The organism is Hydrogenophaga pseudoflava NBRC 102511 (genome assembly GCF_001592285.1).
In the GTDB taxonomy this organism is placed as follows: domain Bacteria; phylum Pseudomonadota; class Gammaproteobacteria; order Burkholderiales; family Burkholderiaceae_C; genus Hydrogenophaga; species Hydrogenophaga pseudoflava.
Genome location: NZ_BCWQ01000004.1, coordinates 216125 through 234183, shown reverse-complemented (window position 1 = coordinate 234183; position 18059 = coordinate 216125). Strand labels below are relative to the sequence as shown.

The window sequence follows — 18059 nt, the reverse complement described above, 5'->3', positions numbered from 1 at the left end:
TCTCTTTCAGTGGCCGCCCGTGCCCAGATACGCCTCGATCACCTTGGGATCGCTCTGCACCTCGGCCGGCGTGCCGGACGAGAGCTGCTTGCCGTAGTCGAGCACGGTCACGCGGTCGCACAGGCCCATCACCAGCTTCACGTCGTGTTCGATCAGCAGGATGGTGCGGTTGTCGTTGCGGATGCGGTCGATCAGCTCGCGCAGCTGCACCTTTTCGGTGGCGTTCATGCCGGCCGCCGGCTCGTCCAGCGCGATCAGCTGCGGGTCGGTCGCCAGCGCGCGTGCAATCTCCAGCCGGCGCTGGTCGCCGTAGCTCAGGGTGCGCGACTTGTAGTCGGCCAGCTTGCCGATGCCCACGTAGTCGAGCAGTTCCTTCGCACGGGCGGCGATTTCTGCCTCTTCCTTCTTGAAGCCAGGGGTGCGCAGCACGGCCCCCAGGATGCCCGAGTGGGTGCGCACGTGGCGCCCGACCATCACGTTCTCCAGCGCCGTCATTTCTGCGAACAGGCGGATGTTCTGGAAGGTGCGGGCAATGCCGGCCTTGGCCACTTCGTGCACGGCCGTCGGCGTGTAGGGCTTGCCGGCCAGCTCGAAGGTGCCGCTGTCGGGCGTGTAGAGGCCGGTCAGCACGTTGAAAAAGGTGGTCTTGCCGGCGCCGTTGGGGCCGATCAGGCCATAGACCTGGCCACGCTGGATGGTGATGCCCACATCGCTGAGGGCCTGCAGACCGCCAAAGCGCTTGGAGACGTTGGCGACTTTGAGAATGGTTTCGCTCATGTTCGTGTCCTCTCGCTCACTTGGCCAACGACTTGCCGTGTTCGGGCGCGGGCCAGAGTCCCTTCGGACGCAACAGCATCACCACCACCATCGCCAGGGCGATCAGGAGTTGGCGCAGGATTTCAGGGCCGAGGCGGCCACCGGTCAGTTCGGTCAGCGGGCCGGCCACGTGGCGCAGCACCTCAGGCAGACCAGCCAGCAGCAGCGCCCCCAGGATCACGCCCGGGATGTGGCCGATGCCGCCCACCACCACCATCGCCACCACCATCACCGACTCCATCAGCGAGAAGGATTCGGGCGACACGAAGCGCTGGAACGAGGCGAACAGCACACCCGACATGCCGCCGAAGGTGGCGCCCATGCCGAAGGCCAGCAGCTTGAGGTTGCGCGTGTTCAGGCCCATGGCCTTGGCGGCGATCTCGTCTTCGCGGATGGCCATCCAGGCGCGGCCGACGCGGGAGTCCTGCAGGCGGTAGGACAGGACGATCGACAGGATCACGAAGAACAGGAACAGGTAGTAATAGAGCGTCACCGGCTGAATGGTGTAGCTCCAGTCGCCAATGGTGAGCGTGTGGCGCTGTCCCATGTTGAAACCGAACACGGTGAGCGGATCGATCTGCGCAATGCCCTTGGGTCCGTTGGTGATGTTCACCGGGCGATCCAGGTTGAGCATGAAGATGCGGATGATTTCACCGAACCCCAGCGTGATGATGGCCAGGTAGTCGCCGCGCAGCTTCAGCGTCGGTGCTCCGAGCAGCATGCCGACCACGCCGGCCACGACGGCCGCCAGGAGCATGACCAGCCAGATGTTGACGTGCAGTCCGTTGGGGAACATCGCCTGGATGGCCGGGAAGGTCTCGGCCAGGTGCGGCGAGGCCAGCAGGCCATAGAGATAGGCGCCGACCGCGAAGAACGCGATGTAGCCCAGGTCCAGCAGGCCGGCGTAACCGACCACGATGTTCAGGCCCAGGGCCAGCAGCACATAGAGCAGTGCCAGGTCCACGATGCGGACCCAGGAATTGCTGCCTGTGGCCTGCAGCAGCAGCGGCAGCATGAACAGCGCGATGGCGGCCAGGGCCCAGACTGCAAGTTTGCCGGGAGTGGTCTTCGTCATGATGGTTCTCCCGGGGTCAGGCGCGGTCGGCCACACGCTCACCCAGCAGGCCCGAGGGGCGCAGCGTGAGCACCAGGGCCAGCACGATGAAGGCAAAGATGTCGACGTACTGGCTGCCCAGCACGCCACCGGTGAGCTGGCCCAGGTAACCGGCGCCCAGCGACTCGATCAGGCCCAGCGCGACGCCGCCCACCACGGCACCGGCCAGGTTGCCGATGCCGCCCATCACCGCGGCCACGAAGGCCTTGAGGCCGGGCATGAAGCCCATGGCGTGCTGCACCGTGCCGTAGTTGGAAGCCCACATCACGCCAGCGATGGCGGCCAGCATGGCACCGATGATGAAGGTGGCGGAGATGACCACGTCGGGCTTGATGCCCATCAGCGCGGCGACCCGGGGGTTCTCGGCGGTGGCCCGCATGGCACGGCCCAGGTTGGTCTTGTTCACCAGCCACATCAGGAAGGCCAGCGTGATGGCCGTCGCGGCCAGGATGACGATCTGCGTCACCGAGATCACGGCGCCGGCAAACTCGATCGGCTCACGCGACAGGGTCGCGGGATAGGCCTTGGGGTTGGGTTCCCAGATGATCATCGCGAAAGTCTGCAGCAGCAGCGACATGCCGATGGCGGTGATCAGCGGCGCCAGCCGGGGCGAGTTGCGAAGCGGCCGGTAGGCCAGCTTCTCGATCGTGTAGTTCAGCGCACCGCACACCACCATCGCAATGACCGTGGCCAGCAGCAGCACCATCCAGCCGGGCAGGCCGGGCGAGGCGTTGCTCATCCAGCCTATGATGGTCCAGCTGGTCAGCGCGCCGACCATGAGCACATCACCGTGCGCGAAGTTGATGAGACCGATGATGCCGTACACCATCGTGTACCCAAGCGCCACCAGCGCATACATACTGCCCAGGACCAGACCGTTGATGATCTGCTGCAGCAAGACGTCCATGAAGTTTTCTCCGTGTTTTTGACAGGCCGGGACACCAGACCGGGAAATCCGATCCCGCGCCGTTGTGCAGCGCGGGGTCCCGTGTTCAGACCCGCTTCAACTTAGCAAAAAACCCGCCAGGCCAGACCCTGAAACAGGGCAGACTGCGGGTTGGAGGCGGATTGTAGCCAAGGGTCGGCACACACCTGATGCGGGCGAGCCCTGATTCCGCGCGGGTTTTCCCTCGGTTTTGGCGCTCCAAAAGTGCTGCATCAGCGCGTCAGGCTCTTCATTAGTCTTTTTGATTGTTGAGCCGCTTGAGCTCCCGCAACTTATCACCGATGCGGATCTCCAGTCCCCGGTCGACGGGTCGGTAGAACTGCGTGCCTGCCATGCCGTCGGGCAGATAGGTCTCGCCTGCCGCAAAACCTCCTGCCTCGTCGTGCGCATAGCGGTAGCCCTTGCCGTAGTCGAGATCCTTCATCAGTTTCGTGGGGGCATTGCGCAGATGCATGGGCACCGGGCGGCTGCCGTCTTTCTTGACAAAGGCCTTGGCCTCGTTGAAAGCCTTGTAGACCGCGTTGGACTTGGGTGCCACCGCCAGGTAGACCACACATTCGGCCAGAGCCAGTTCGCCCTCCGGCGACCCCAGGCGTTCGTAGACCTCGGCCGAGTCCAGTGCCAGGCGCAGGGCCCGAGGATCGGCCAGGCCGATGTCCTCGGCCGCCATGCGGATCAGCCGTCGCGCCATGTAGCGCGGGTCCGCACCACCATCGAGCATGCGCACGAACCAGTACAGCGACGCGTCCGGATCAGAGCCGCGCACGCTTTTGTGCAGCGCGCTGATGGTGTCGTAGAACTGCTCGCCGCCCTTGTCGTAGCGGCGCATGCGCTCACCCAGCACGCGCAGCAGCCACACGTCCGTCACCTGCTCCAGCTTTTCACGCTGGGCGGCGACCGCCAGGGTTTCCAGGGTGTTCAGAAGACGCCGTGCATCGCCATCGGCGTAAGCGATCAGACGGTCCTCGGCCGCCTTTTCAATGGCCGGCACGGCACCGATGCCCTGCGCACGTGTCACCAATTGGCGCAGATCGTCCTCACCCAGCGGCTGCAACACATAGACCACTGCCCGCGACAGCAGCGCTGAATTGACCTCGAACGAGGGGTTCTCGGTGGTGGCACCGATGAAAGTGAACAGGCCGCTCTCGACATGCGGCAGGAACGCATCCTGCTGACTCTTGTTGAAGCGGTGCACCTCGTCGACGAAGACGATGGTGCGCTGGGCGTGCAGACCATCGCGGGCCGCCTCCGCGCGCTCCACCGCCTCCCGGATGTCCTTCACGCCGCCCAGCACCGCGCTGATGGTGATGAACTGGGCGTCGAAGGCATCGGCCATGAGCCGCGCGATGGTGGTTTTGCCCACCCCTGGCGGCCCCCAGAGGATGCAGCTGTGCGGCTGACCGGACTCGAAGGCCAGGCGCAGCGCCATGCCCTCCCCCAGCAGGTGCTGCTGGCCGATCACCTCACCCAGCGAGCGCGGGCGCAGGCGCTCGGCCAGCGGTTGGTGGGCGGCAGCGGTGGCCACGCGACTCCGTTCAGGGGCGGATGACGTCGGCACCGGCCGGCGGCTGGAAGCGGAAACGCTCGGGTTTGACCGCCACATTGCCTTGCCATTGCGCAAAGCTCAGCACCGAGCGCTGGCCGAGTCCGTCGACGATCTCCAGCACCGCCAGCTGCCCCTGCCGGAATCCGACCTTCACGCTCTGCAGTTGCCCGTCCTTCGCCTTGGGCTGGGCGTCGACCCATTCCATGCCATCCCTGGCCGCTCCGGCCTTGAGATCGAACGCCTCGAACAGACCCTTGATGTCGGTGCCCGAGGCGATCAGCGCGGCGGGCGTGCTGCCCAACGCATCCTGCTGCTTGCGCGCCGTGACCTGGTTGAGGTCCACGTCGTACAGCCACAGGGTCTGGCCGTCGGCCACGATGGTCTGCTCGAACGGCTTGGTGTACTCGAAGCGGAAGCGCCCCGGGCGCTGGAACTCGAACCGGCCGCTGGACGTCTTGCTGCGCGCGGTGGCTTCGCCCTCTCGCTTGGGCGAGGTCACGACCTGGGTGAAGCTGGCCTGCGCACTCTTCACTTCGCGCAGGAAGGTTTCGAGATCCTGCAGCCCGTCGGCACGGGCAAGCGACGCCGCCAGGGACAGCACGATGGCAAAAATAGTTCTGTGGTTCATGAGCGTATGGGAGCCGCAGGCCCCGCAAAGGTTTCCGTGCGAGCGTCAGTCGCCGCGCGGCGCCACCAGGATGTCGCGCTGGCCGCTGCTGGTGAGCGCACTCACCAGCCCGGCGTTTTCCATGTCTTCGAGCAGGCGGGCGGCCCGGTTGTAGCCGATCTTGAGCTTGCGCTGGACGTAGGAAATGCTGGCCTTGCGGTCCTGCAGCACGATGGCCACCGCCTGGTCGTACAGCGGGTCCTTCTCGCCGCCCTCGCCGCCACCTTCACCAAACATGTCGCCACCCTCGCCATCACCCGCAGCCGACTCCAGCACGCCGTCGATGTAGTTGGGCTCGCCATACTGCTCCTTGAGGTAAGAAGCCACCCGGTGCACCTCGTCGTCGCTGACGAAGGCGCCGTGCACGCGGATCGGGAAGCCGGTGCCCGAAGGCATGTAGAGCATGTCGCCCATGCCCAGCAGGCTCTCGGCGCCCATCTGGTCGAGGATGGTGCGGCTGTCGATCTTGCTGCTGACCTGGAAGGAGATGCGGGTCGGGATGTTGGCCTTGATCAGGCCGGTGATCACGTCCACGCTGGGCCGCTGCGTCGCCAGAATCAGGTGGATGCCGGCGGCGCGCGCCTTCTGCGCCAGGCGCGCGATCAGCTCCTCGATCTTCTTGCCCACCACCATCATCAGGTCGGCCAGTTCGTCGATCACCACCACGATGTGCGGCAGGCGCTCCAGTGGCTCGGGCTGTTCGGGCGTGAGGCTGAAGGGGTTGCCGATGTGCTCGCCGCGCGCCTTGGCCTCGTCGATCTTGGCATTGAAGCCGGCCAGGTTGCGCACACCCATCTTGCTCATGAGCTTGTAACGCTTCTCCATCTCGGCCACGCACCAGTTCAGGCCGTTGGCCGCCTGCTTCATGTCGGTCACCACCGGGCACAGCAGGTGCGGAATGCCTTCGTAGACGCTCAGTTCCAGCATCTTCGGGTCGATCAGCAGCAGCCGCACGTCCTTGGCGTCGGCCTTGTAGAGCAGCGACAGGATCATGGCGTTGATGCCCACCGACTTGCCCGAACCGGTGGTGCCGGCCACCAGACAGTGCGGCATCTTGGCCAGGTCGGCCACCACCGGCAGGCCGGCGATGTCCTTGCCCAGACCCATGGTCAGCAGGCTCCTGGCGTCGTTGTACACCTGCGAGCCCAGGATCTCGCTGAGCTTGATGGTCTGGCGCTTGGCGTTGGGCAGTTCCAGCGCCATCAGGTTCTTGCCCGGTATGGTCTCGATCACGCGGATCGACACCAGCGACAGCGAACGCGCCAGGTCGCGGCTCAGGTTGACAATCTGCGAGCCTTTGACACCCGTGGCCGGCTCGATTTCGTAGCGCGTGATCACCGGGCCCGGCGCAGCCGCCACCACCCGCACCTCGACGCCAAAGTCCTTGAGCTTCTTTTCGATCAGGCGGCTGGTCATCTCCAGCGTCTGAGCGTCCACCCCTTGCTGATGGGACGGCGCGCTGTCCAGCAGGTCCACCTGCGGCAGCTTGCTGTCGGGCATTTCGGTGAACAGCGGCTTCTGGCGCTCCTTGGCCACGCGCTCGCTCTTGGGTACCTCGACCCGCGCAGGTTCGATCACCACCGGGGTCGGGTGCTGCTCCTCGATCACGTCGCGCTCCACCTGGACCACCACCTCGCGTTCGCGCGCAGCCTGCTCGCCGATGCGCTGGTCCTCCACGGCCTCTCGCTTTTCCCTCCGTGACTGGAACCACTCGTCGAACTGGGCACCCAGGCGCTCTGCCCAGTGGCCCCACGAAAACTGGAACACTCTGGGCGCACTCACGACCATCAAGGCCAGAGCGACCAGTGCCGAGCCGGTGAACCCCAGCCAGCGCACACCCCATGGCCCCAAAAGATGTCCCAGCACGCCCCCACCGTGTCCAGGCAGCAGGGATTCAAACCGGTACAGACGACTCCATTCCAACACCACGCTGCCGACCATCAGCGTCACCAGCGCAAGCCCGTAGAGCGCGCGCTGAACAGCAGGGTTGCGCCAGAAAGAGGGCTCGTCGGCGTCGACCGGTTCGACACACTCCGCATCCTGCCCCCGCAAACGATCGGCCAGAGCCGACAGCCACACGCGCCAGCCCGCCAGCAACAGCCACCAGACAGAGAAGCCGAACAGGTAGTAGCTGGCATCGGACAGCCAGGCACCCAGCTGCCCTCCCCAGTTGTGGACATCGCCCTCATTGCCCGTGGTGCTCCAGGCAGGATCGTTCAGGCTGTGGCTGAGCAGAGCGATCAGCCAGAACCCGAGCAGAGCGGCCCCCAGCACCAGGGCCAGCTCATGGGCGAACCGGGAGACGCCACTTGCAGGCGGATTCGCCCGGTCGGCATTGAGCGTGTTGATGGAATACGTCATAGACCTCGACAGATTGCGGCAACGAGCTTACCGCACCGGGTTGCCCGATCCGCGTGGCCGCAGACCGGAATGTGACCAGTCGTGAGTCGACGAAACGTATGGGCGATAGAAGGATCAGCCCAGCGACGTCAGGCGGTCCTTGATGATGGTGCTGCCGTCCTCACCCACCTCGATGAAGCCCCGATCCTCCAGGTCCTTCATCACCCGGCTGACCATTTCTCGCGATGCGCCGATCATCTTGGCCACATCCTGGCGCGAGACCCGCTCGCGGATCACCAGACGACCATCCTTGTCCGGAATCGCAAATTCGAGCAGTGCCCTGGCCACGCGCCCATACACATCCATCAACGCCAGGGATTCGATCTTGCGGTCGGCGTGCCTCAGGCGGAGCACCAAGCCCTTCATGACCGCATAGGCCATCGACGTGTTCTCGGGCAGGCAACGCGCAAACTCCACCCGCCCCAGAATCAGCACATCGGTCTGCACTTCGGCGCGCACCGTGGCCGAATGGGGCTGGTTGTCGATCAGGCTCATCTCGCCCACGTAGTCGCCCGGGTTCATGGTTGCCAGGATCACCTCCCGCCCCCTTGAATCGGTGGTGACCACCCGGGCACGCCCGGTGAGCACGATGGCGAGGAAGTTAGATTTCTTGCCCTGCTCCACGATCACCTCTCCGCGCTTGTAGCGCCGCTTGACCACGGCTTCGGCGACAGATTCGGCCTGGGCCTGCGTGAGCGTCGAAAACAGGGGAACCCGACGGATCAGATCCAGATTGGACAGGATGGCCATGTCTAAAACCTTTGTGTCGAATGCGCCCAAGGCGCGTTTCATACAATGCTGATCAATCCTCAGCGCGGCGATGTGACCACCGGACATCACGACTCTGAGCACACCCACCGACTCTAAACCACTTGCCCTGAAGATCGATGGGCCTCCGAAATGAAGCATACGAAAGTTCTTATTCTGGGATCCGGCCCTGCCGGATATACGGCGGCGGTCTATGCCGCCCGCGCCAACCTGGCCCCTGTGCTGGTCACCGGCATTGCGCAAGGCGGTCAGCTCATGACCACCACCGAGGTGGACAACTGGCCCGCGGACGTGCACGGGGTGCAAGGGCCGGATCTGATGCAGCGCTTCCTGGAGCACGCCGAGCGCTTCAAGACCGAGATCGTGTTCGATCACATCAACGCTGTGGACCTGTCCAAGCGTCCGTTCGTCCTCACGGGTGACAGTGGCCAATACAGCTGCGACACACTGATCATCGCCACCGGCGCATCGGCCCGTTACCTGGGCCTGCCCTCCGAAGAGACCTTCATGGGCAAAGGGGTGAGTGCCTGCGCCACCTGCGACGGGTTCTTCTACCGTGGCCAGGAAGTGGCCGTGGTCGGCGGCGGAAACACCGCTGTCGAAGAAGCGCTGTACCTGTCCAACATCGCCAGCAAGGTCACACTGGTGCACCGGCGGGACAGCTTCCGGGCCGAGGCCATCATGATCGACAAGCTGATGGACAAGGTGAAGGAAGGCAAGATTGAGCTCAAGCTGCACAGCGTGCTTGACGAGGTGCTAGGCGATGCCAGCGGCGTGACCGGGGTGCGGCTGAAGAACGTGAAGGACGGAAGCACCCAGGATGTGGCCGTCAAGGGGTGCTTCATTGCCATCGGACACAGCCCGAACACCGGGATCTTCCAAGGCCAGCTGGCCATGAAGGATGGTTACCTCGTCACCCAGTCGGGCAACAACGGCATGGCCACAATGACCAGCGTCCCCGGGGTGTTCGCTGCGGGTGACGTGCAGGACCACGTCTATCGGCAGGCCATCACCAGCGCGGGCACCGGGTGCATGGCGGCGCTGGACGCGCAGCGCTTCCTGGAACAGAACCCGGCCTGAAACACCAGACCTCGCCCCCGCAAGCCGACTGACGGTGGACCGCCATCCATCGGTCGGTCTATAATGTGCGGCTTTGCTGAGTGGACCGAGCCTGTTTGACTTGGTTTGAGGCAATTTCCCGGGTTACCGCCACCCTTTCCTGGCGAGGTGAGGCTCAACCGCCAGTCGGTCGTTTCTGACGCATCAGATCGGCCGACCCGCTGCGGCAGCTGTATAGAAGTATCGGAGTGTCCTCATGGCACGCGTCTGCGACGTCACGGGCAAGAAGCCCATGGTCGGGAACAACGTTTCCCACGCCAACAACAAAACCAAGCGCCGGTTCCTGCCGAACCTGCAATACCGCCGTTTCTGGGTCGAGAGCGAGAACCGCTGGGTTCGTCTGCGCGTGTCGGGCGCTGCCCTGCGCCTGATCGACAAGAACGGTATCGACGCTGTGCTCGCCGACCTGCGCGCACGTGGCCAGGCTTAAGGAGTCACGACATGGCAACCAAAGGCGCACGCGAGAAGATCAAGCTGGAATCCACTGCTGGAACCGGCCACTTCTACACCACCACCAAGAACAAGAAGACCACACCCGAGAAGATGCTGATCAAGAAATTTGATCCCAAGGCTCGCAAGCACGTGGACTACAAGGAAATCAAGCTGAAGTGATTCGGCCCTGCTTCCGGTTCGACCCAACAAAAAAGCCGCTGTTTTCACAGCGGCTTTTTTGTTGCCCGCGCCACGTCGTGGCACGGGCTGCTCGATTCCGTCAGGCGCGCGCGGAACGCAGCTGGATCGAAAAATCGCGCAGGGCGGCGATGCCGCTCTCTTCGGCACGGCGGCACCAGGCTTGCAGGTCGGCGGCCAGTTGTTCACGTGTGGCGTTCGTACCAGTCCAGAGCGAGCGCAGCTCTTCCCGCATGGTGACCATCTTGTCCAGCACAGGGTGCTCGGCACGGGCCTGTGCCAGCTGAGGCTTCACCGCCGCCGGCACCTTGTCTTCATCTCGGTGCAGCCAGCGGCGGGCCGCTTCGAGCGCGGACACATCGCCACTGCGGCTCTTGAGTGCCTCGACCTCGCGCTGGCAGGCCACACGCAGTTCGCGGGCATAGCCGGCCATGACCTCATAGCGGTTGGCGATGATCGCTTCCAGGGTCTTTTCATCCGCCACCGGCTTGACGGCACCGAAGGCCATCTTGGGCGGCAGCTTCTTCACCGAGGCCAGCCCGAAAGTCTTCAGGATGGTGATGTACATCCAGCCGATGTCGAACTCGTAGGGCTTGACCGAGAGCTTGGCGGACGTCGGGTAGGTGTGATGGTTGTTGTGCAACTCCTCACCACCAATGATGATGCCCCAGGGCGACACGTTGGTGCTGGCATCCGCCGCCTCGAAGTTGCGATAGCCCCACCAGTGACCGATGCCGTTGATGATGCCGGCGGCAGTGATGGGGATCCACGCCATCTGGATCGCCCACACCGTCAGCCCGAGTGCACCGAAAAGTGCCACATCGATGATCAGCATCAGGCTCACGCCCAGCCGCGAGCGACCCGTGTAGAGGTTTCGCTCGATCCAGTCGTCCGGGGTGTTGTGGCCATAGCGGGCCAGGGTCTCCTGGTTCTTGGCCTCGGCACGGTACAGCTCGCTGCCTTCGAAAAACACCTTCTTGATGCCGAACACAACCGGGCTGTGCGGATCGCCCTCGTGTTCACATTTCGCGTGATGCTTGCGGTGGATCGCGGTCCACTCCTTGGTGACCATACCCGTGGTCATCCACAGCCAGAAGCGGAAGAAGTGGGAGGCGATCGGGTGCAGGTCCAGCGAGCGGTGCGCCGAGTGGCGGTGCAGGTAGATCGTGACACTGGCGATGGTGATGTGCGTCATCACCAGCGCCGCGATGATGGCTTGCCACCAGGTGGCCTGGGTAAGGCCGTCGGCCAGAAACTGAATCAGCCCGTCCCAGAGATAGGACAGGAGGCCGTAATCGGAAGAAAACATTGATTTCCTATGTGCGCGCCCGGCGTAACAACATGAAGATCCCGCTGCGGGCGCCTGGCGGGATAGCCTTCAATTTTACTGGTGGGGGTGAAATTCCCCAAGCCGCACACCACAATATGAAATCAACGCGGTCGTGTCAGCCTTTTTTCTGCCATGCGGCGGCGAAGAAGCCGTCCGTGCCGTGCCGGTGCGGCCACAACCTCATGTGCAGCCCATCCGGACTGCACAGGGACGCGGCCTCTCCGACCTGGGCCACGGCGAGCAGATCGGCCACCGACAGAGGCTCGAATTCGGGATGCGCCAACCCGAAGGCCCTCGCCACGGCTTCGTTCTCCTGAAGCAGCAGGCTGCAGGTCGCGTAGACCAGCCGCCCACCGGGTTTGAGCAGACGGGCCGCGCTGAGCAGAATGCGCTGCTGGAGATCCGCCTGCGCCGCCACGGTCTCGGTCGTCTGGCGCCACTTCAGATCCGGGCTGCGGCGCAACGTCCCCAGCCCGGAACACGGTGCGTCGACCAGCACCCGGTCCATTTTCCCGGCCAGCCGCTTGATGCGCTCATCCCGTTCGTGGGCAATCGCCACCGGATGCACGTTCGACAGGCCGCTGCGCGCCAGCCGGGGCTTGATGGCATCGAGTCGGTGGGCCGAGGTGTCGAAAGCATAAAGGCGGCCTGTGTTCTTCATGGACGACCCGATCGCCAGCGTCTTGCCCCCTGCGCCAGCGCAGAAGTCGGCCACCATCTCCCCGCGCTTGGCCCCGAGCAACAGGGCCAGAAGTTGCGAGCCCTCGTCCTGCACCTCCACCTCGCCCGCAGTGAACAGAGGCAGCTTGGACAGATTGGGCTTGCCCTCCAGCCGAATGCCCAGCGGTGAGTACGGCGTCGGCTCGGCAGGCCATCCGGCACTGCGCACACCCGCCAATGCAGCGTCGCGCTTTTGTTTGAGCGCATTCACCCGCAGGTCCAGCGGTGCCGGACGCAGCAGGCTTGCGGCCAGGGCATCGAACTCGTCTCCCAACTGCTCTCGAAGCGCCTGCGCCAGCCACTCGGGCAAGTTGTGGCGATGCGGAGCCAGCAACTGCGCATCGCCCACTTTCCCGCAGGCGTTCCACCATTCCTTCTCTGCATCCGTCAGCGCGCTCTTGAGGTAGTCGTGCTCCCCGGGAAACCCCAGAATGGCCAGTCGACGCCATTTGGACCCGCTGCCGGAACGGGCCAGCCACTCGAACTTCAGGCGTTCGCGCAGCACGGCAAACACGGTGTCCGACAGAGTGGCCCGCTCGCGCGGGCCGAGCGACCTGTTCTCGCGGAAATGGCGCGCCACGATGGCATCGGCCGGGTGGTCGAACTTGAAGACTTTCTCGATCAGGCTGGCGCTTTCGTCCAGAAGGGCTTTCGGGTTCATGCCGGTATTGTCCCACCGGGGATAATCGAGGGTTATGTCCGACATCGCCCAACAGGTGCAGCGCCGCCGCACCTTCGCCATCATTTCGCACCCCGACGCGGGTAAGACCACCCTGACCGAGAAGCTGCTGCTGTTCTCGGGCGCCATCAACATCGCCGGCTCGGTCAAGGCGCGCAAGGCCGCGCGCCACGCCACCTCCGACTGGATGGAGATCGAAAAGCAGCGGGGTATTTCCGTCGCGTCGTCCGTGATGCAGATGGAGTACCGCGACTGCGTCATCAACCTGCTGGACACCCCGGGCCACCAGGACTTCTCGGAAGACACCTACCGCGTGCTCACCGCGGTGGACGCCGCGCTGATGGTGATCGACGCCGGCAACGGCGTGGAACCGCAGACCCGCCGCCTGCTGCAGGTCTGCCGTGCGCGCAACACGCCCATCCTCACCTTCGTCAACAAGATGGACCGCGAGGTCAAGGCCCCGCTGGACCTGATGGATGAGATCGAACGCGAGCTGGGCATGACGGTCGTGCCCTTCACCTGGCCGGTCGGCATGGGCAAGACCTTCCGCGGCGTGTACGACCGCCGCGAAGACCAGATGCGCGTGTTCGCCGCCGGTGAAGACCGCCGCGGCGGCGACGAGGAAGTGCTGGCCGGCCTGGACAACGCCGAGAGCGCCCGCCGCTTTGGCATGGAATGGAGCGCCGCCAAGGATGAGCTAGAGCTGGTCGAGGGCGCCTCACCCGCCTTCGACAAGCAGGCCTTTCTCGACGGTCATCAGACGCCCATGCTGTTCGGCTCGGCCGTCAACAACTTCGGTGTGCGCGAGGTGCTGGATGCGCTGGTCGACCTGGCCCCGTCCCCGGGCGCCAAGGCCGCGATCCAGCGCACGGTGGAGCCGACCGAGCCCAAGTTCACCGGCGTGGTGTTCAAGATCCAGGCCAACATGGACCCGGCGCATCGTGACCGCATCGCCTTCGTGCGCTGCGCCAGCGGCCACTTCGAGCGTGGCATGCGCCTGAAGGTGGTGCGCAGCGGCAAGGAGCTGCGGCCCAACACCGTGGTCAGCTTCCTGTCGCAGCGCCGCGAGCTGCTGGACGAGGCCTTTGCCGGCGACATCATCGGCATACCGAACCACGGCGTGCTGCAGCTGGGCGACACCCTGACTGAGGGAGAGGCCCTGCAGTTCACCGGCCTGCCCTTCTTCGCGCCGGAAATCATCCGCAGCGTGGAAGTGGCCGACCCGCTCAAGACCAAGCAGCTGCGCGCCGGCCTGACCCAGCTGGGCGAAGAAGGCGCGATCCAGGTGTTCCGGCCGATCGCCGGCACGGTGCTGCTGCTGGGCGCTGTCGGTCAGCTGCAGTTCGAAGTGGTGGCCCACCGGCTGGAGCACGAGTACGGCGTCAAGGCCCGCATCACGGGCAGCAACTACAACGTGACGCGCTGGGTGACCTGTGCACCCGAGGACGGCGGCGAACAGGAGCTCAAGCGCTTCATGGACGCCAACGCCCACCGCGTGGCGCTGGACGCCGTGGATGCCCCCACCGTGCTGCTGGACCACATGGCAACGCTGCGCGCGGTCGAGGCCAACTGGCCCAAGATCAGGTTCCACGCCATGCGCGAGCACGCAGGCCTGGTGTTCCACAAGTCGATGTGATCAGCTGATCAGCCGCTCGACCACCCGCGGATAGATCAGGTGTTCCTGCGTGAGCACGCGGGCGGCGAGGGTCTGGGCGGTGTCGCCCGGCAGGATGGGCACCACCGCCTGGTCCAGGTACTCACCGTGGTCCAGCTCGGCCGTCACGCGGTGCACGGTGCAGCCGCCGAACCGGCAGCCGGCGTCGATGGCGCGCTGGTGGGTGTGCAGGCCAGGGAAAGCCGGCAGCAGGCTGGGGTGGATGTTGATCAGCCGGCCGTCATAGTGCTGCACAAAACCGGGCGTGAGGATGCGCATGAAGCCAGCCAGCACAACCAGCGCCGGCTGGTGGCGGTCGATTTCGGTCATCAGGGCCGCATCGAAGGCCTCGCGCGAGGCGTAGGCCTTGTGGTCGAAACTGGCCGTCGGGATGTGGTGTTCGCGGGCCCAGGCCAGCCCACCGGCCTCGGCCTTGTTGCTGATGACGGCCGCCACCTGGGTACCAAAGCGCTCACGCCAGCGGCCCTTTTGGGCCGCCTGGACGATGGCGGCCATGTTGGAGCCGCTGCCTGAGATGAGAATGACGATGTTCTTGTTCACGACCCGATGTACCGACCGATTCAGCGCCCGCTGGGGCCGCCAAGTGTAATGAACCACGATTTCCGCACCCGCCCCCTGTCGCCAGTCGAAGCCCGCGTGTTGGCCACCCTGATGGAAAAGGCCCGCACCGTGCCCGACAGCTACCCGCTCTCGCTCAACAGCCTGCACGGCGGCTGCAACCAGAAGACCGCACGGGAACCGGTGATGAGCCTCAGCGAGGCCCAGATCAGCGACGCCATCGATGTGCTGCGCGACTACAGCATGGTCATCGAGTCCAGCGGCTCGCGCGTGCCGCGCTATGAACACAACCTCCCGCGCGCGGCCGGCGTGCCAGACCAGTCGGCCACCTTGCTGGGCCTGCTGATGCTGCGCGGCCCGCAGACGGCGGGCGAACTGCGCATCAACGCCGACCGCTGGTACAAGTTTCTGGACATCGCCTCGGTGGAGGGCTTCCTGGAAGAAATGCAGGACCGCAGCGACGAGAAGGGTGGCCCGCTGGTCGTCAAGCTGCCGCGCGCGCCCGGTGCCCGCGAGCAACGCTGGACGCACCTGCTGTGTGGCCCGGTGGACATGTCGGCCCCGGCGGTACCCGAAAGCTCACCCGGCGACAGTGCCCTGGTGGAGCGCGTCGCCACTCTGGAAGCCACGGTGGCGACCCTCCAGGCCCAGCTGGCCGACCTTCGGGACCAGCTGGGTTTGTCGCAGCCCGGACAGCCATAAAACGAACGGTCGTGCGAAACTTCGTGGATCGGGCCGCCGCCCCCGGCGACCAACGATCACCCGACCACGGAGACAAGCATGGATTTGGCATTCACGCCGCAAGAGCTGGCGTTCCGCGACGAGATTCGCGGCTGGGTCAAGGACAACCTGCCCGCCGACATCGCCCACAAGGTCCACAACGCGCTGCGCCTCTCGCGCGACGACATGCAGCGCTGGGCCAAGATCCTCGGCAAGAAGGGCTGGCTGGGCTACGGCTGGCCCAAGGAGTTCGGCGGCCCGGGCTGGACAGCCGTGCAGAAGCACCTGTTCGAAGAAGAATGCGCCCTGGCCGGCGCGCCGCGCATCGTGCCCTTCGGCCCGGTGATGGTGGCGCCGGTGATCATGGCGTTCGGCAACAAGGAACAGCAGGAACGTTTCCTGCCCGGCATTGCCAGCGGTGAAGTGTGGTGGAGCCAGGGCTACAGCGAACCCGGCTCGGGCTCGGACCTGGCCTCGGTCAAGACCCGCGCCGAGCGCCAGGGTGACCACTACCTGGTCAACGGCCAGAAGACCTGGACCACGCTGGGCCAATACGGCGAGTGGATCTTCTGCCTCGTGCGCACCAGCACCGAAGGCAAACCGCAGACCGGCATCAGTTTCCTGCTGGTGGACATGAAGTCGCCCGGCGTGACGGTGCGCCCGATCAAGCTGCTGGATGGTGAGTGCGAGGTCAACGAGGTCTTCTTCGACAACGTCAAGGTGCCGGTGGAGAACCTGATCGGCGAAGAGAACAAGGGCTGGACCTACGCCAAGCACCTGCTCTCGCACGAACGCACCAACATCGCCGACGTCAACCGCGCCAAACGCGAGCTGGAACGCCTCAAACGCATCGCCAAAGCCGAAGGTATGTGGGACGACCTGCGCTTCCGCGACCAGATTGCGCTGCTGGAAGTGGACATCGTGGCGCTGGAAATGCTGGTGCTGCGGGTGCTGTCGGCCGAGAAGTCGGGCAAGCAGTCGCTGGACATCGCCGGTCTGCTCAAGATCAAGGGCAGCGAGATCCAGCAGCGCTACGCGGAGCTGATGATGCTGGCCGCCGGCCCGTTCAGCCTGCCCTTCATCGAGGAAGCCATGGAGGCCGGCTGGCAGGGCAACTTCCCGGGCGGGGTGGTGGCCAACGCACCGCTCGCGTCGACCTACTTCAACATGCGCAAGACCACCATCTATGGTGGCTCCAACGAAGTGCAGCGCAACATCGTTGCCCAGACGGTCCTCGGCTAAGGAGACAGACATGGATTTCGATTTCAGCGACGACCAGGAACAGTTGCGCGACGCGGTGCGCAAGTGGGTCGACAAGGGCTACGACTTCGAGCGCCGCCGCGCCATCGTGAAGGCCGGCGGCTTTGACCGCACGGCCTACAACGAGCTGGCCGAACTCGGCCTCGGCGGCCTGTACATCAGCGAAGCCGACGGAGGCCTGGGCATGGGACCGGTCGAAGGCATGGTGGTTATGGAGGAGCTGGGCCGCGGCATCGTGCTTGAACCGTTGGCGCAGACCTTGGTCACCAGCGGCGTGATCGGCGCCTACGGTGGCGCCGAGGTGAAGGCGGCCTGGCTGCCGAAGATCGCAGCGGGCGAGGCCTTGGTGGTGCTGGCGCAGCAGGAGCGCGGTGCGCGCTACCAGCTCGACCTCTGCAAGACCACCGCCGCGCAGGCGGGCAGCGGCTGGACCCTCAGCGGCACCAAAAGCGTGGTGCCCGCGGGCGACCACGCCGACGCCTTCCTCGTGCCGGCCATGGCCAACGGCCAGATCGCCCTCTTCCTGGTCGAGCGCAACGCCGATGGCGTGTCCACTCAAGGGTATGGCACCCAGGATGGCGGCCGTGCGGCCGAGGTGAGCTTGCAGAACGCCGCGGCCACGCTGGTCACGGCGGATGGCCTGACCGCCTTGGAACACGCGGTGGACATCGGCATCGCCTGCGTCTGCGCCGAGGCGGTGGGCGTGATGGACAAGACGGTGGCCGTGACGGCCGACTACCTGAACACACGCAAACAGTTCGGCGTCGCCATCGGCAGCTTCCAGGCCCTGCGCCACCGCATGGCCGACATGAAGATGCAGCTGGAGCTGGCGCGTTCGATGAGCTACTACGCCAGCCTCAAGCTCAACGCCCCGGCGGACGAGCGCCGCCGCGCGCTCTCGCGTGCCAAGGTGCAGCTGGGCCAATCGATGCGCTTTGTGGGCCAGCAGGCGGTGCAGCTGCATGGCGGCATCGGCGTGACCGACGAGTACATCGTCAGCCACTATTTCAAGAAACTCACGCAGCTGGAAATGACCTACGGCGACACACTGCACCACCTGGGCGAGGTGTCGGCGCGGATGGAGGATTCGGCGGGCGTGTTCGCCTGATCG

General features: G+C 65.1%; 17 protein-coding genes. 7 read left to right on the top strand and 10 right to left on the bottom strand.

Annotated features, from left to right (window positions below):
• Positions 1 to 6: 6 nt before the first annotated feature.
• The 7 genes from HPS01S_RS07365 to HPS01S_RS07335 form a co-directional block, all read right to left on the bottom strand.
• Positions 7 to 777, bottom strand: coding sequence for an ABC transporter ATP-binding protein (locus tag HPS01S_RS07365; RefSeq protein ID WP_066153250.1), 771 nt, complete (start codon positions 775 to 777; stop codon positions 7 to 9).
• A 16-nt stretch (positions 778 to 793) separates the two neighbouring features.
• A complete protein-coding gene (locus HPS01S_RS07360; protein WP_066153246.1) occupies positions 794 to 1891 on the bottom strand; it encodes a branched-chain amino acid ABC transporter permease in 1098 nt (365 codons plus the stop codon).
• Positions 1892 to 1907: 16 nt separating this feature from the next.
• A complete protein-coding gene (locus tag HPS01S_RS07355; protein WP_066153243.1) occupies positions 1908 to 2837 on the bottom strand; it encodes a branched-chain amino acid ABC transporter permease in 930 nt (309 codons plus the stop codon).
• A 271-nt stretch (positions 2838 to 3108) separates the two neighbouring features.
• Positions 3109 to 4401 (bottom strand): replication-associated recombination protein A, encoded by a 1293-nt coding sequence (locus HPS01S_RS07350; RefSeq protein ID WP_066153240.1) that lies wholly within the window; start codon positions 4399 to 4401, stop codon positions 3109 to 3111.
• A gap of 10 nt (positions 4402 to 4411) precedes the next feature.
• Complete coding sequence (lolA, locus tag HPS01S_RS07345) at positions 4412 to 5050, bottom strand: outer membrane lipoprotein periplasmic chaperone LolA (protein WP_066153237.1); 639 nt, start codon at positions 5048 to 5050, stop codon at positions 4412 to 4414.
• Between the two features lie 45 nt (positions 5051 to 5095).
• Positions 5096 to 7450 carry a DNA translocase FtsK gene (locus HPS01S_RS07340; RefSeq protein WP_066153233.1) on the bottom strand — a complete coding sequence of 785 codons (2355 nt, stop codon included), beginning with the start codon at positions 7448 to 7450 and terminating at the stop codon, positions 5096 to 5098.
• Positions 7451 to 7564: 114 nt separating this feature from the next.
• A complete protein-coding gene (locus tag HPS01S_RS07335) occupies positions 7565 to 8239 on the bottom strand; it encodes a Crp/Fnr family transcriptional regulator (RefSeq protein WP_066153230.1) in 675 nt (224 codons plus the stop codon).
• A 150-nt stretch (positions 8240 to 8389) separates the two neighbouring features.
• On the opposite strand from HPS01S_RS07335, the gene trxB reads away from it, so the two are divergent.
• The 3 genes from trxB to rpmG all read left to right on the top strand — a co-directional run bounded on the left by trxB (position 8390) and on the right by rpmG (position 9988).
• Complete coding sequence (trxB, locus tag HPS01S_RS07330; RefSeq protein ID WP_066153227.1) at positions 8390 to 9337, top strand: thioredoxin-disulfide reductase; 948 nt, start codon at positions 8390 to 8392, stop codon at positions 9335 to 9337.
• A gap of 235 nt (positions 9338 to 9572) precedes the next feature.
• Positions 9573 to 9806 (top strand): 50S ribosomal protein L28, encoded by a 234-nt coding sequence (gene rpmB / locus HPS01S_RS07325; RefSeq protein WP_056269541.1) that lies wholly within the window; start codon positions 9573 to 9575, stop codon positions 9804 to 9806.
• Between the two features lie 11 nt (positions 9807 to 9817).
• Complete coding sequence (gene rpmG / locus HPS01S_RS07320; RefSeq protein ID WP_056269543.1) at positions 9818 to 9988, top strand: 50S ribosomal protein L33; 171 nt, start codon at positions 9818 to 9820, stop codon at positions 9986 to 9988.
• 100 nt (positions 9989 to 10088) lie between these two features.
• On the opposite strand, the gene HPS01S_RS07315 is transcribed toward rpmG, so the two are convergent.
• The gene (locus HPS01S_RS07315; protein ID WP_066153224.1) at positions 10089 to 11315 is read right to left on the bottom strand and encodes a DesA family fatty acid desaturase; all 1227 of its coding nucleotides are present in this window, start codon (positions 11313 to 11315) and stop codon (positions 10089 to 10091) included.
• A 136-nt stretch (positions 11316 to 11451) separates the two neighbouring features.
• Positions 11452 to 12717 carry an RsmB/NOP family class I SAM-dependent RNA methyltransferase gene (locus HPS01S_RS07310; protein ID WP_066153222.1) on the bottom strand — a complete coding sequence of 422 codons (1266 nt, stop codon included), beginning with the start codon at positions 12715 to 12717 and terminating at the stop codon, positions 11452 to 11454.
• Positions 12718 to 12751: 34 nt separating this feature from the next.
• On the opposite strand from HPS01S_RS07310, the gene HPS01S_RS07305 reads away from it, so the two are divergent.
• Positions 12752 to 14371 carry a peptide chain release factor 3 gene (locus HPS01S_RS07305; RefSeq protein ID WP_066153220.1) on the top strand — a complete coding sequence of 540 codons (1620 nt, stop codon included), beginning with the start codon at positions 12752 to 12754 and terminating at the stop codon, positions 14369 to 14371.
• Here the strand turns inward: HPS01S_RS07305 and purN are convergent, their stop codons facing one another.
• On the bottom strand, positions 14372 to 14950 hold the full coding sequence (purN, locus tag HPS01S_RS07300) for a phosphoribosylglycinamide formyltransferase (RefSeq protein ID WP_084397140.1): 579 nt from the start codon (positions 14948 to 14950) through the stop codon (positions 14372 to 14374). It lies immediately after the preceding gene.
• A 48-nt stretch (positions 14951 to 14998) separates the two neighbouring features.
• Here purN and HPS01S_RS07295 point away from each other — a divergent pair, with 48 nt between their 5' ends.
• The 3 genes from HPS01S_RS07295 (at position 14999) to HPS01S_RS07285 (ending at position 18056) form a co-directional block, all read left to right on the top strand.
• Positions 14999 to 15670: a YceH family protein gene (locus HPS01S_RS07295; RefSeq protein ID WP_066153218.1), complete on the top strand. Its 672-nt coding sequence runs from the start codon at positions 14999 to 15001 to the stop codon at positions 15668 to 15670.
• A 78-nt stretch (positions 15671 to 15748) separates the two neighbouring features.
• A complete protein-coding gene (locus HPS01S_RS07290; RefSeq protein WP_066153215.1) occupies positions 15749 to 16930 on the top strand; it encodes an acyl-CoA dehydrogenase family protein in 1182 nt (393 codons plus the stop codon).
• Between the two features lie 10 nt (positions 16931 to 16940).
• Entirely contained in the window at positions 16941 to 18056 is a 1116-nt protein-coding gene (locus HPS01S_RS07285; protein ID WP_066153213.1) for an acyl-CoA dehydrogenase family protein, read from the top strand.
• The last annotated feature ends 3 nt before the right edge of the window (positions 18057 to 18059 follow it).

Excerpts from the sequence above, each read along its gene's own strand:
- HPS01S_RS07365 (WP_066153250.1), bottom strand. The coding sequence starts at position 777 with ATGAGCGAAACCATTCTCAAAGTCGCCAACGTCTCCAAGCGCTTTGGC.
- HPS01S_RS07360 (WP_066153246.1), bottom strand. The coding sequence starts at position 1,891 with ATGACGAAGACCACTCCCGGCAAACTTGCAGTCTGGGCCCTGGCCGCC.
- HPS01S_RS07355 (WP_066153243.1), bottom strand. The coding sequence starts at position 2,837 with ATGGACGTCTTGCTGCAGCAGATCATCAACGGTCTGGTCCTGGGCAGT.
- lolA (WP_066153237.1), bottom strand. The coding sequence starts at position 5,050 with ATGAACCACAGAACTATTTTTGCCATCGTGCTGTCCCTGGCGGCGTCG.
- HPS01S_RS07340 (WP_066153233.1), bottom strand. The coding sequence starts at position 7,450 with ATGACGTATTCCATCAACACGCTCAATGCCGACCGGGCGAATCCGCCT.
- HPS01S_RS07335 (WP_066153230.1), bottom strand. The coding sequence starts at position 8,239 with ATGGCCATCCTGTCCAATCTGGATCTGATCCGTCGGGTTCCCCTGTTT.
- trxB (WP_066153227.1), top strand. The coding sequence starts at position 8,390 with ATGAAGCATACGAAAGTTCTTATTCTGGGATCCGGCCCTGCCGGATAT.
- rpmB (WP_056269541.1), top strand. The coding sequence starts at position 9,573 with ATGGCACGCGTCTGCGACGTCACGGGCAAGAAGCCCATGGTCGGGAAC.
- rpmG (WP_056269543.1), top strand. The coding sequence starts at position 9,818 with ATGGCAACCAAAGGCGCACGCGAGAAGATCAAGCTGGAATCCACTGCT.
- HPS01S_RS07315 (WP_066153224.1), bottom strand. The coding sequence starts at position 11,315 with ATGTTTTCTTCCGATTACGGCCTCCTGTCCTATCTCTGGGACGGGCTG.
- HPS01S_RS07310 (WP_066153222.1), bottom strand. The coding sequence starts at position 12,717 with ATGAACCCGAAAGCCCTTCTGGACGAAAGCGCCAGCCTGATCGAGAAA.
- HPS01S_RS07305 (WP_066153220.1), top strand. The coding sequence starts at position 12,752 with ATGTCCGACATCGCCCAACAGGTGCAGCGCCGCCGCACCTTCGCCATC.
- HPS01S_RS07295 (WP_066153218.1), top strand. The coding sequence starts at position 14,999 with ATGAACCACGATTTCCGCACCCGCCCCCTGTCGCCAGTCGAAGCCCGC.
- HPS01S_RS07290 (WP_066153215.1), top strand. The coding sequence starts at position 15,749 with ATGGATTTGGCATTCACGCCGCAAGAGCTGGCGTTCCGCGACGAGATT.
- HPS01S_RS07285 (WP_066153213.1), top strand. The coding sequence starts at position 16,941 with ATGGATTTCGATTTCAGCGACGACCAGGAACAGTTGCGCGACGCGGTG.